The organism is Pseudomonas sp. MYb118, from assembly GCF_040947875.1.
GTDB lineage: Bacteria > Pseudomonadota > Gammaproteobacteria > Pseudomonadales > Pseudomonadaceae > Aquipseudomonas.
In genome coordinates this window covers 1,113,037-1,125,127 of the sequence record NZ_JBFRXN010000003.1, presented here as the reverse complement: position 1 = coordinate 1,125,127, position 12,091 = coordinate 1,113,037, and the positions used below count along the sequence as shown (strand labels likewise).

The 12,091-nt window shown below is 64.4% G+C and carries 11 protein-coding genes; all 11 read left to right on the top strand.

All coding sequences use genetic code 11. The features are described 5' to 3' along the window. On the top strand, nt 1–531 hold a 531-nt coding region (locus ABVN20_RS26275; protein ID WP_368558690.1), incomplete at its 5' end, for a quinoprotein dehydrogenase-associated SoxYZ-like carrier. A 10-nt stretch (nt 532–541) separates the two neighbouring features. After that, nucleotides 542–1,468, top strand: coding sequence for a quinoprotein relay system zinc metallohydrolase 1 (locus ABVN20_RS26270; protein ID WP_368558689.1), 927 nt, complete (start codon nt 542–544; stop codon nt 1,466–1,468). Nucleotides 1,469–1,741: 273 nt separating this feature from the next. Beyond that, nucleotides 1,742–3,517 carry a PQQ-dependent methanol/ethanol family dehydrogenase gene (locus ABVN20_RS26265; RefSeq protein ID WP_368558688.1) on the top strand — a complete coding sequence of 592 codons (1,776 nt, stop codon included), beginning with the start codon at nt 1,742–1,744 and terminating at the stop codon, nt 3,515–3,517. Between the two features lie 320 nt (nt 3,518–3,837). Beyond that, nucleotides 3,838–5,358, top strand: a complete 1,521-nt coding sequence (locus ABVN20_RS26260; protein WP_368558687.1) for an aldehyde dehydrogenase family protein — start codon at nt 3,838–3,840, stop codon at nt 5,356–5,358. Between the two features lie 254 nt (nt 5,359–5,612). Next, nucleotides 5,613–5,684, top strand: a complete 72-nt coding sequence (gene pqqA / locus ABVN20_RS26255; RefSeq protein WP_003253598.1) for a pyrroloquinoline quinone precursor peptide PqqA — start codon at nt 5,613–5,615, stop codon at nt 5,682–5,684. 55 nt (nt 5,685–5,739) lie between these two features. Continuing rightward, nucleotides 5,740–6,654 (top strand): pyrroloquinoline quinone biosynthesis protein PqqB, encoded by a 915-nt coding sequence (gene pqqB / locus ABVN20_RS26250; RefSeq protein ID WP_368558686.1) that lies wholly within the window; start codon nt 5,740–5,742, stop codon nt 6,652–6,654. A gap of 117 nt (nt 6,655–6,771) precedes the next feature. After that, complete coding sequence (pqqC, locus tag ABVN20_RS26245; RefSeq protein WP_368558685.1) at nt 6,772–7,515, top strand: pyrroloquinoline-quinone synthase PqqC; 744 nt, start codon at nt 6,772–6,774, stop codon at nt 7,513–7,515. Continuing rightward, on the top strand, nt 7,512–7,784 hold the full coding sequence (gene pqqD / locus ABVN20_RS26240; RefSeq protein ID WP_368558684.1) for a pyrroloquinoline quinone biosynthesis peptide chaperone PqqD: 273 nt from the start codon (nt 7,512–7,514) through the stop codon (nt 7,782–7,784). The genes pqqC and pqqD overlap by 4 nt, the downstream gene beginning before the upstream one ends. Next, nucleotides 7,762–8,904: a pyrroloquinoline quinone biosynthesis protein PqqE gene (gene pqqE / locus ABVN20_RS26235; RefSeq protein ID WP_368558683.1), complete on the top strand. Its 1,143-nt coding sequence runs from the start codon at nt 7,762–7,764 to the stop codon at nt 8,902–8,904. Before pqqD ends, pqqE begins: the two co-directional genes overlap by 23 nt. A 231-nt stretch (nt 8,905–9,135) precedes the next feature. Then, on the top strand, nt 9,136–10,299 hold the full coding sequence (ercA, locus tag ABVN20_RS26230; protein WP_368558682.1) for an alcohol dehydrogenase-like regulatory protein ErcA: 1,164 nt from the start codon (nt 9,136–9,138) through the stop codon (nt 10,297–10,299). Then, the gene (locus tag ABVN20_RS26225; protein WP_368558681.1) at nt 10,283–12,010 is read left to right on the top strand and encodes a NahK/ErcS family hybrid sensor histidine kinase/response regulator; all 1,728 of its coding nucleotides are present in this window, start codon (nt 10,283–10,285) and stop codon (nt 12,008–12,010) included. Before ercA ends, ABVN20_RS26225 begins: the two co-directional genes overlap by 17 nt. Nucleotides 12,011–12,091: the final 81 nt, after the last annotated feature.

The window sequence follows — 12,091 nt, the reverse complement described above, 5'->3', positions numbered from 1 at the left end:
GGCCAGGTGGTAAGAATCCTCGCCTGGGCCGAGCTCAATCCGTTGCTGAAGATCGTCGACTTCCAGCCGCAGGCCGGTGTGCTGCCCTGGCTGTCGCTGCGCATCCGCATCGAGCAGGCGACGCCGTTGCGCGCCGCGGTGCAGACCCGCGACGGCCTGTGGCACGTCGGCTCGACCCTGATCGACGCCGCCGGTGGCGGTTGCACGGCGCCGAGCGTGGTGCGCACCGAGCCAGGGTGGGAAGAGCGCCTGGGCCAGGTGCTGGGCGGGCGCTACCCGCGTGGCGAGTTCAATCGCCTGCGCGTGCAGGTCTCGCACCCGATGGACAACGGCCTGGTCAGCGGCATCCCGGAATTTTTCATCAACCACGCCGAACTGCGCGCCGAGGACGACCGCGTGCTGGCGCGCCTGGAGCTGTTTCCCGCCGTCAGCGAAAACCCCAACCTGGCCTTCGACGTCGAAGGGGCAGGGCAGACGCGCCTGATGCTGCGCGACAACAGCGGTAATGAGTTCGATGCGGCGATACCTTAAGGAGCGTGCGATGCGCTGGATGCTGCTCTGGCTGGCGAGCGTGTGCCTGCCGGCCCTGGCCGATCTCGACTACACCCTGGTGCCCCGGCAGATCGCCGAAGATACCTGGCTGCTGGAAGGCAGCACCGACAACCTCGCCAAGGACAACGGCGGCAACATCGTCAACACCGCGTTCATCGTCACCGAGCGCGGCGTGGTGGTGATCGACACCGGGCCGTCACGGCGCTACGGCGAAGCGATGCGCAAGGCGATTGCCACGGTCAGCGATAAACCGGTGATCGAAGTACTGTTGACCCACCATCACCCGGACCACGTGCTGGGCAACCAGGCGTTCAGCGACGTGCTGATCGGTGCGCTGGCCGGCACCACCGAGTTGCTCCGCCAGCAGGGCGATGCCATGGCCGAGAACATGTACCGGCTGGTGGGCGACTGGATGCGCGGCACTGAAGTGGTGTTGCCCACCGAGGTGCTTGAGCCAGGCGTGCGAACTTTTGGGAATCATGATCTGCGCCTGCTGGGCCTGGGTGGGCATACCGGTGCGGATCTGGCTATTCTCGACCAGAAGACCGGCGTGCTCTTCGCCGGCGATCTGGTGTTTTACCAACGGGCACTGACCACGCCCAACAGTCCGGGGCTGGCGGTGTGGCTGGCGGACATCGCCACCCTGCAAGGCTTGCCCTGGACCCTCATCGTGCCCGGCCACGGCCCCGTGGCCACCGATGCCGGACCCTTCGAGCAGATGCGCGATTACCTGGGCTGGCTCGACCAGCTGATGCGCGACGGCGCCGCCAATGGCAGCGATATGGCCGAGATGATCCGCAGCCCCATTCCCGAGCGTTTTGCGGCTATCAGCTTGAGTCGTTATGAGCTGATCCGCAGTGTCAGCCATCTGTATCCGCGGTATGAGCGGGAGCGGATGAAGCGGGTGGATCAGTAATTCCCCCGGCCACTTGGATGTCCACTGTGGGAGCGAGCCTGCTCGCGATTGCGGTGTATCCGTCACATCACCATCGACTGACACGCCCTCATCGCGAGCAGGCTCGCTCCCACAGTGGGTGGAGCCAGGGTAAGTCCAGCACCCACACCCCCTACCAAGGAACTACAAATCTCAACACTGCGGGCAATTGTTGCAGGGCCCCCGGCGACCAAGAATCTGCACCAGACCGGGAAAATTTCCCGGGTATAACAAAAACCCGCAGAGGTAGCCGCCATGACCCAACCCGCACGTCGCCAACCCTTCGTCCTGAGTGCGCTGCTCAGTGCCATGCTGCTGTCCGGCACGGCCCTGGCCGCCGTCAGTGACCAGGACATTCTCCAGGACCCCAAGAACCCGGAGCAGATCGTCACCAATGGTCTGGGCGTCCAGGGTCAGCGCTACAGCCCCCTCGACACCCTCAACGTCGACAACGTCAAGGACCTGCGCCCGGCCTGGGCGTTTTCCTTCGGCGGGGAAAAACAACGCGGTCAGCAGGCGCAGCCGGTGATCAAGGACGGCGTGATGTACATGACCGGTTCCTACTCGCGGGTGTTCGCCGTGGATGCGCGCAGCGGCAAGAAGCTCTGGCAGTACGATGCGCGTCTGCCCGATGACATCCGCCCGTGCTGCGACGTGATCAACCGGGGCGTGGCGCTGTACGGTGACCTGGTGTTCTTCGGCACCCTGGACGCCAAGCTCGTGGCCCTGAACAAGGACACCGGCAAGGTGGTGTGGAGCAAGAAGGTCGCCGACCACAAGGAAGGCTACTCGATCAGCGCTGCGCCGCTGGTGATCAACGGCAAGCTGATCACCGGGGTGGCTGGCGGCGAGTTCGGCGTGGTCGGCAAGATCGAAGCCTACGACCCGAAAAACGGTGACCTGCTGTGGAGCCGTCCGACCGTGGAAGGCCACATGGGTTACGTGTACAAGGACGGCAAGGCGATCGAGAACGGCATCTCCGGCGGCGAAGCCGGCAAGACCTGGCCGGGCGACCTGTGGAAGACCGGCGGCGCGGCCCCTTGGCTGGGCGGCTACTATGACCCGGAAACCAACCTGCTGCTGTTCGGTACCGGCAACCCGGCGCCGTGGAACTCGCACCTGCGCCCTGGCGACAACCTCTACTCGTCCTCGCGCCTGGCGCTCAACCCGGATGACGGCACCATCAAGTGGCACTTCCAGAGCACCCCGCACGACGGCTGGGACTACGACGGCGTCAACGAGCTGGTGTCGTTCAACTACACCGAGGGCGGCAAGGAAGTGAAAGCGGCGGCCACCGCCGACCGTAACGGCTTCTTCTACGTGCTCGACCGTACCAACGGCAAGTTCATCCGCGGCTTCCCCTTCGTCGACAAGATCACCTGGGCCACGGGCCTGGACAAGAATGGCCGGCCGATCTACAACGAGGCCAGCCGCCCGGGCGCGCCGGGCAGTGAGGCCAAGGGCAGCTCGGTGTTCGTCGCACCGGCGTTCCTCGGTGCGAAGAACTGGATGCCGATGGCCTACAACAAGGACACCGGGCTGTTCTACGTGCCGTCCAACGAGTGGGGCATGGACATCTGGAACGAAGGCATCGCCTACAAGAAAGGCGCGGCGTTCCTCGGGGCCGGTTTCACCATCAAGCCGCTGAACGAAGACTACATCGGCGTGCTGCGCGCCATCGACCCGAAAACCGGCAAGGAAGTGTGGCGCCACAAGAACTTCGCGCCGCTGTGGGGCGGGGTGCTGACCACCAAGGGCAACCTGGTGTTCACCGGTACGCCGGAAGGTTTCCTGCAGGCGTTCAATGCCAAGACCGGGGAAAAGGTCTGGGAATTCCAGACCGGCTCCGGCGTGCTGGGCTCGCCCGTGACCTGGGAAATGGACGGCGAGCAATACGTCTCGGTGCTCTCCGGCTGGGGCGGCGCGGTGCCGCTGTGGGGCGGCGAAGTGGCCAAGCGCGTGAAGGACTTCAACCAGGGCGGCATGCTCTGGACCTTCAAGTTGCCGAAGGAGTTGGTGGCCAAGCACTAAGCCGTATCCCTGTAGGAGCGAGCTTGCTCGCGATGAGGGCGTGTCAGTTGCCAATGATGTGACCGACATACCGCGATCGCGAGCAAGCTCGCTCCTACAGGTCCGGCGCCGTCCTTGTGGGAGCGGGCTTGCTCGCGAAGGCGGTGCATCAGTCACATCAGTCGGTGACTGACACACCCTCATCGCGAGCAAGCTCGCTCCTACTACCAAATAACGAGAGCCCCTCCTGCCAACGGCGCATTCGTCTGGCCGGCGGGGCTCTCTACTATCGGTGCATCGCCTGTCGAACCGACGGGCATCGACCCAGACAGAGGCTCAGCATGATCTACGCACAACCCGGAACACCTGGTGCCGTCGTTTCCTTCAAGGCGCGCTACGGCAACTTCATCGGCGGCGAGTTCGTGGCGCCGGTGGGGGGCGAGTACTTCACCAACACCTCGCCGGTCAACGGTGAAGTGATCGCCGAATTCCCGCGCTCCAGCGCCGCCGACATCGACAAGGCCCTGGACGCCGCCCACGCCGCAGCCGATGCCTGGGGCAAGACCTCGGCCCAGGACCGCTCGTTGGTGCTGCTGAAAATCGCCGACCGTATCGAGCAGAACCTGGAAATCCTCGCCGTCACCGAAACCTGGGACAACGGCAAGGCCGTGCGCGAAACCCTCAACGCCGACGTGCCGCTGGCCGCCGACCACTTCCGTTACTTCGCCGGCTGCATCCGCGCCCAGGAGGGCGGCGCCGCCGAGATCAACGAACTGACCACCGCCTACCATTTCCACGAACCGCTGGGTGTTGTCGGGCAGATCATCCCGTGGAACTTCCCGCTGCTGATGGCCGCCTGGAAACTCGCGCCAGCCCTGGCCGCCGGCAACTGCATCGTGCTCAAGCCGGCCGAGCAGACGCCGCTGTCGATCATGGTCTTCGCCGAACTGATCGCCGACCTGCTGCCGGCCGGCGTGCTGAACATCGTCCAGGGCTTCGGTCGCGAAGCCGGTGAAGCGCTGGCCACCAGCAAGCGCATCGCCAAGATCGCCTTCACCGGCTCCACCCCGGTCGGCGCGCATATCCTGCATTGCGCCGCCGAGAACATCATCCCGAGCACCGTCGAGCTGGGCGGCAAATCGCCGAATATCTTCTTCGAAGACATCATGAAGGCAGAGCCCGCGTTCATCGAAAAAGCCGCCGAAGGCCTGGTGCTGGCGTTCTTCAACCAGGGCGAGGTCTGCACCTGCCCATCGCGCGCCCTGGTGCAGGAGTCGATCTACGAGCCGTTCATGGCCGAGGTGATGAAGAAGATCGTCAAGATCAAGCGCGGCGACCCGCTGGACACCGACACCATGGTCGGCGCCCAGGCCTCCGAGCAGCAATACGACAAGATCCTCTCGTACCTGGCCATTGCCCAGGAGGAGGGCGCCGAGCTGCTCACCGGCGGTGCGGCCGAACGCCTGGAGGGTGACCTGTCCAGCGGTTACTACATCCAGCCGACCCTGCTCAAGGGCACCAACAAAATGCGCGTGTTCCAGGAAGAAATCTTCGGCCCGGTGGTGGGCGTCACCACCTTCAAGGACGAAGCCGAAGCCCTGGCCATCGCCAACGACACCGAGTTCGGCCTCGGCGCCGGCCTGTGGACCCGCGACATCAACCGCGCCTACCGCATGGGCCGGGCGATCAAGGCCGGCCGCGTGTGGACCAACTGCTACCACCTGTACCCGGCCCACGCCGCGTTCGGTGGCTACAAGAAGTCCGGTGTCGGGCGTGAAAACCACAAGATGATGCTCGACCACTATCAGCAGACCAAGAATCTGCTGGTGAGCTACGACATCAATCCGTTGGGGTTTTTCTAACCCTCTGAAGCAAACACAATCCTCTGTAGGAGCGGGCTTGCCCGCGATGAGGGTGTATCAGTCGCCGATGATGTGGCTGACACACCGCCATCGCGGGCAAGCCCGCTCCTACAGTGGGTATTGTGTTTTTATCAGATTGATCACCCCCTACCAACGCACCCCACCCCTTCGTTCGAAAGTAGCATTCGACCCCCGCACGCCCCGTGCATTAATGGCCTTACCGGAATTGCCCGGCACAAGAAGAGGATTGACCCATGTGGACTAAACCCGCGTTTACCGACCTGCGCATTGGCTTCGAAGTGACGATGTATTTCGCCAACCGCTGATCCATCACCCGGCCAGCCGCCTGTGTTGGCCGGGCCTGCCTTGTGGAGCATTGCCATGCACATCCGCGTTCTCGGTTCCGCCGCTGGCGGTGGTTTTCCGCAGTGGAACTGCAATTGCCGGCAATGCTGCGGCGTGCGCAACGGCAGCCTGCGCACACAGGCGCGCACGCAGTCCTCGATTGCCTTGAGCGACAACGGGGTGAACTGGCTGCTGTGCAATGCCTCCCCGGACATTCGCGCGCAACTGGCCGCTTTCGCGCCGCTGCAACCGGCACGCCGCCTGCGCGATACGGCGATTGCCGGCGTGCTGCTGATGGACAGCCAGATCGACCATTGCACTGGCCTCTTGAGCCTGCGCGAAGGTTGCCCGCACTCGGTGTGGTGCACCGAGCGAGTTCACGCAGACCTGAGCAGCGGCTTCCCCCTGTTTCCCATGCTCGAACACTGGAGCGGCGGCCTGCACTGGCAACCGATCGGACTGGACCGCGAGCCTTTCCACATCCCGGCTTGCGAACACCTGCGCCTGCGGGCGATTCCGCTGGTCAGCAACGCACCGCCGTACTCGCCCAACCGCGGCAACCCGCAGCCGGGCGACACCATCGGCCTGTTCATCGAAGACCAACGCTCTGGCGCGGCGGTGTTCTACGCCCCGGGCCTGGGCCAGGTCGATGACGACGTGGCGAGCTGGATGGACCGCGCCGATTGCCTGCTGCTGGACGGCACCCTGTGGCGCGACGACGAGATGCAGGTGTGCGGCGTCGGCCACAGCCTGGGCCGCGAAATGGGCCACCTGCCGCAAAGCGGGCCGGGCGGGATGCTGGAGCTGCTGGCGGACTTTCCCCGCCAGCGCAAGGTGCTGATTCACATCAACAACACCAACCCGATCCTGGATGAGGACTCGGCGGAGCGGGCTTTGTTGGAGCGGCGTGGGATCGAGGTGGCTTATGACGGGATGAGTATTGTGTTGTAGCTGCCGGCCTCATCGCGGGCAAGCCCGCTCCTACAGGGGCGGTGATACCTCTGTAGGAGCGAGCTTGCTCGCGATGGGGCCCGCCCAGACAACAACAAAAACAACAGGAAAAACACAATGCCCATGACCCCCACCCAATTCGAACAAGCCCTGCGCGCCAAGGGCGCCTACTACCACATCCACCATCCCTTCCATCAGGCGATGTACGCCGGCCGCGCCACCCGCGAACAGATCCAGGGCTGGGTCGCCAACCGCTTCTACTACCAGGTCAACATCCCCCTGAAAGACGCCGCCATCCTCGCCAACTGCCCCGACCGCGACGTGCGCCGCGAATGGTTGCAACGGATCCTCGACCACGACGGCGCTCCCGGCAGCGAGGGCGGCATCGAGGCCTGGCTGCGCCTGGGCGAGGCGGTGGGCCTGGACCGCGAGCAGATCCTGTCCCAGGAACTGGTGTTGCCCGGCGTGCGTTTCGCCGTGGATGCCTACGTCAATTTCGCCCGGCGCGCCTGCTGGCAGGAAGCGGCCAGCAGCTCCCTGACCGAGCTGTTCGCCCCGCAGATCCACCAGTCTCGGCTGGATGCCTGGCCCACCCATTACCCGTGGATCGACGCCGCCGGCTACGACTATTTCCGCACCCGCCTGGGCCAGGCGCGGCGCGATGTCGAGCATGGCTTGCGCATTACCCTGGCGCACTACGTCACCGCCTCCGGCCAGCAGCGCATGCTCGACATCCTGCAATTCAAGCTCGACGTGCTGTGGAGCATGCTCGACGCCATGAGCATGGCTTACGAGCTGCATCGCCCGCCGTATCACAGCGTGACCCAGGACAATGTCTGGCATCGGGGGATTGCCCTGTGAATCCGGTCAATCGTACGCAGGCGCCGAGCTTGCGCCGCGGTTTTCGCCTGCAATGGGAGCCGCGCCAGGATTGCCATGTGTTGCTGTACCCCGAGGGCATGATCAAGCTCAACGGCAGCGCCGGGCAGATCCTCGGCCTGGTGGACGGCCAGCGCAGCGTCGCGGCGATCATCGAGCTGCTGACGACGGCTCACCCCGGCGTGCCGGGCATCGACGAAGACGTGCTGGCGTTCCTGGAGGTGGCCCATGCGCAGTTCTGGATCGAGTGAAACGCTGCCGGGCCCGCCGCTGTGGTTGCTGGCCGAGCTGACCTATCGCTGCCCGCTGCAATGCCCGTATTGCTCCAACCCGCTGGACTTCGCCGGGCAGGGCGCGGAGTTGAGCACCGAGGAATGGATTCGCGTGTTCACCGAGGCGCGGGCGATGGGCGCTGCGCAACTGGGCTTTTCCGGTGGCGAGCCGCTGGTGCGCCAGGACCTGGCCGAGCTGATCAAGGCCGCCCGTGACATGGGCTACTACACCAACCTGATCACCTCGGGCATCGGTCTTAGCGAAGCGAAGATCGCTGATTTCAAGGTGGCGGGGCTCGACCATATCCAGATCAGCTTCCAGGCCGCCGACGAGACGGTCAACAACATGCTCGCCGGCTCGCGCAAGGCATTCGCGCAGAAGCTGGCCATGGCCCGTGCGGTGAAGGCCCAGGGTTATCCCATGGTGCTGAACTTCGTCACCCATCGGCACAACATCAATCAGATCGAGCGCATCATCGAGCTGTGCCTGGAACTGGAAGCGGATTTCGTCGAATTGGCCACCTGCCAGTTCTACGGCTGGGCCGAACTCAATCGCGTCGGCCTGCTGCCGACTCGCGAGCAATTGCAGCGCGCCGAACGGGTCACCAATGAGTATCGCCAGCGCCTGGAGACCGAGGGGCACCCGTGCAAACTGATCTTCGTCACGCCCGACTACTACGAGGAACGCCCGAAAACCTGCATGAATGGCTGGGCCAATTTGTTTCTCGACATCACCCCGGACGGCACCGCGCTGCCGTGCCACAGCGCCCGGCAATTGCCGGTGCAGTTCCCCAACGTGCGTGAGCACAGCATCGAGCACATCTGGAACGAGTCGTTCGGCTTCAACCGCTTTCGTGGCGATGCCTGGATGAAGGAGCCTTGCCGCTCCTGCGACGAAAAACACAAGGATCTGGGTGGCTGCCGCTGCCAGGCGTTCATGCTTACGGGGGATGCCGAAAACGCCGACCCGGTGTGCGCCAAGTCGCCTCACCATGGGGTGATCCTCAAGGCCCGGGAGGAGGCCGAGGCGCCGGGGTTGGGGGTGGAGCAGCTGACGTTGCGCAATGAGAAGGCGTCGCGGCTGATCTATCGCGGTTAGTGCATCGGCCCAAGCTCTTTGGATGCCTTTTGTGGGAGCGAGCCTGCTCGCGATATGGCCGGATCAGACACTGCATGTGTTTGGGCTGACCTTATCGCGAGCAGGCTCGCTCCCACAGGGTGTCGTGGTGGGTTCAACTACCTGTCATGGCAATCATTGGTCTGATTGCATTCACCGCAATATCGGTTACCGTGGCTCTATCTTCCAAAACAATAAAAAACAGGCTTTCCAATGAGCCAGAGTCTCAGCCAGCTGCGTAAATTCGTTTCGCCGGAAATCATCTTCGGTGCCGGTTGCCGGCACAATGTGGGCAATTACGCCAAGACCTTTGGCGCGCGCAAGGTGTTGATCGTCAGCGACCCCGGGGTGATCGCCGCCGGGTGGGTGGCCGATGTCGAGGCCAGTTTGCAGGCGATTGGTATCGACTACTGCCTGTACATCGACGTGTCGCCCAACCCCAGGGTCGAGGAAGTCATGCTCGGTGCCGAAATCTACCGCGAGAACCATTGCGACGTGATCGTCGCCGTCGGCGGTGGCAGCCCGATGGATTGCGGCAAGGGCATCGGCATCGTCGTCGCCCATGGGCGCAGCATCCTCGAGTTCGAGGGCGTCGACACCATCCGCGTGCCCAGCCCGCCGCTGATCCTGATCCCGACCACCGCCGGCACCTCGGCGGACGTTTCGCAGTTCGTGATCATCTCCAACCAGCAGGAACGCATGAAGTTTTCCATCGTCAGCAAGGCGGTGGTGCCGGACGTGTCGCTGATCGACCCGGAAACCACCCTGAGCATGGACCCGTTCCTGTCCGCCTGTACCGGCATCGACGCGCTGGTGCATGCCATCGAGGCGTTCGTTTCCACCGGCCACGGGCCGCTGACCGACCCCCATGCGCTGGAGGCGATGCGCCTGATCAACGGCAACCTGGTGCAGATGATCGCCAACCCGGCTGACATCGCCCTGCGCGAGAAGATCATGTTGGGCAGCATGCAAGCCGGGCTGGCGTTCTCCAACGCGATTCTCGGCGCGGTGCATGCGATGTCCCACAGCCTGGGCGGGTTCCTCGACTTGCCCCATGGCCTGTGCAACGCGGTGCTGGTCGAGCACGTGGTGGCGTTCAACTACAGCTCGGCGCCGGAGCGTTTCAAGGTGATCGCCGAGACGTTCGGTATCGACTGCCGTGGCCTCAATCACCGGCAGATCTGCGGGCGCCTGGTGGAACACCTGATCGCCCTCAAGCACGCCATCGGCTTTCATGAAACCCTCGGCCTGCATGGGGTCAGCACCGCGGACATCCCGTTCCTGTCGCAACACGCCATGGACGACCCGTGCATCCTGACCAACCCGCGCGAGTCGAGCCAGCGTGACGTCGAGGTCGTGTATGGCGAAGCCCTCTGACGACCAGCAACGCGCGCTCGCGGGGCTGCTGGGCCTGGGCAGCCATTCGGCGCGCAAGAGCCACTACCCGGAACTCGCCGCGCGCCTGGATGAGCTGGAAGCCGAGCGCAACCGTTACAAATGGCTGTTCGAGAACGCCGTGCACGGGATTTTCCAGGCCAGCCTGGAGCAGGGCATGCGCGCGGCCAACCCGGCCATGGCGCGCATGCTCGGTTACCAGAACCCGCAGCAGGTGCTGTTTTCCCTGGCGGACCTGGCGAGCAACCTGTTCGTCGGGGGGGCCGAGGAACTGGAGAACATCGGTGAGATCCTGCGCCAGCAGGGCAGCCTGCACGGCTACGAAACCCAGTTGCGCCGCCAGGACGGCAGTCATCTCGATGTGCTGATGAACCTGTTGCTCAAGCCCGGCGAAGAAGGCCTGGTGGAAGGCTTCGTCGCCGACATCACCGAACGCAAGCTGGCCCAGCAACGCCTGCAACAACTCAACGACGAACTGGAACAGCGGGTGACGGCGCGCACCGACGAGCTGCTCGAAGCCAACCGCAACCTGCAACAGCAGATCACCCAGCGCAAGCAGATCGCCGAAGCCCTGCGCGATGCCCGCGATGCGGCCGAAGCGGCCAACCGCAGCAAGGACAAATACCTCGCCGCCGCCAGCCACGACCTGCTGCAACCGCTCAACGCTGCGCGTTTGCTGATCTCGACCTTGCGCGAGCGCAAATTGCCCGAGGTCGAGCAAGTGCTGGTCGAGCGCACCCATCAGGCCTTGGAGGGGGCGGAAGATCTGCTCACCGACCTGCTGGACATTTCCCGGCTCGACCAGGCGGCGGTCAAGCCGGATGTGGCGCTGTACCGCCTCGACGAATTGCTCGGGCCGCTGGTGTCGGAGTTCCAGTCGGTGGCGGCCGCCACCGGCCTGGGCCTGCGCGTGCACATGGGCGATTACGCCATTCGTACCGACCTGCGCCTGGTGACGCGCATCCTGCGCAACTTCCTCAGCAACGCCTGCCGCTACACCGAACAGGGCAGCATCCTGTTGGCGGCGCGCAGGCGCGGTGAGTACCTGCGCCTGGAGGTGTGGGACACCGGGCGCGGCATTCCGGCGGATCGCCTCGACTCGATCTTTCTCGAATTCAATCAGCTGGATGTCGGCCGTGCCGCCGACCGCAAGGGCGTGGGGTTGGGACTGGCCATCGTCGAGCGCATCGCCAAGATCCTCGACTACCGCGTTCACGTGCAGTCGCGGCCCGGACGCGGCTCGATGTTCAGCATCGAAGTGCCGATTTCCCAGGAAGTGCCGTTGCCGATCAGCCAGGCCGCGCCGCAACCGACCACCGGCAACCCGCTGCCGGGCCGGCGCCTGCTGGTGCTGGACAATGAAGTGGCGATCCTGCAAAGCATGAGCGCCTTGCTGGGCGAGTGGGGTTGCGAGGTGGTTGTTGCCACCGATGAAGAGTCAGCCCTGGCGGTGTTGAAGGGGCGGGCGCCGGAGTTGATCCTGGCCGACTACCACCTCGACCATGGTGTGGTGGGCTGCGATGTGGTGCGCCACTTGCGCGAGCATTTCAGGCTGGCGATTCCAGCGGTGATCATCACCGCCGACCGCACCGACCAATGCCGGCGCTCCCTGCAACGGCTCGATGCGCCGCTGCTGAACAAACCGGTGAAGCCTGGGAAGTTGCGGGCGGTGTTGAGTCAGATGTTGGGCTAAGCGCGAATGTCTGGCCTCCACACTGTGGGAGCGAGCCTGCTCGCGATGAGGGAGTGTCAGGCGCAGATGATGCGACTGTTT

Excerpts from the sequence above, each read along its gene's own strand:
- ABVN20_RS26270 (WP_368558689.1), top strand. The coding sequence starts at position 542 with ATGCGCTGGATGCTGCTCTGGCTGGCGAGCGTGTGCCTGCCGGCCCTG.
- ABVN20_RS26265 (WP_368558688.1), top strand. The coding sequence starts at position 1,742 with ATGACCCAACCCGCACGTCGCCAACCCTTCGTCCTGAGTGCGCTGCTC.
- ABVN20_RS26260 (WP_368558687.1), top strand. The coding sequence starts at position 3,838 with ATGATCTACGCACAACCCGGAACACCTGGTGCCGTCGTTTCCTTCAAG.
- pqqB (WP_368558686.1), top strand. The coding sequence starts at position 5,740 with ATGCACATCCGCGTTCTCGGTTCCGCCGCTGGCGGTGGTTTTCCGCAG.
- pqqC (WP_368558685.1), top strand. The coding sequence starts at position 6,772 with ATGCCCATGACCCCCACCCAATTCGAACAAGCCCTGCGCGCCAAGGGC.
- pqqE (WP_368558683.1), top strand. The coding sequence starts at position 7,762 with ATGCGCAGTTCTGGATCGAGTGAAACGCTGCCGGGCCCGCCGCTGTGG.
- ercA (WP_368558682.1), top strand. The coding sequence starts at position 9,136 with ATGAGCCAGAGTCTCAGCCAGCTGCGTAAATTCGTTTCGCCGGAAATC.
- ABVN20_RS26225 (WP_368558681.1), top strand. The coding sequence starts at position 10,283 with ATGGCGAAGCCCTCTGACGACCAGCAACGCGCGCTCGCGGGGCTGCTG.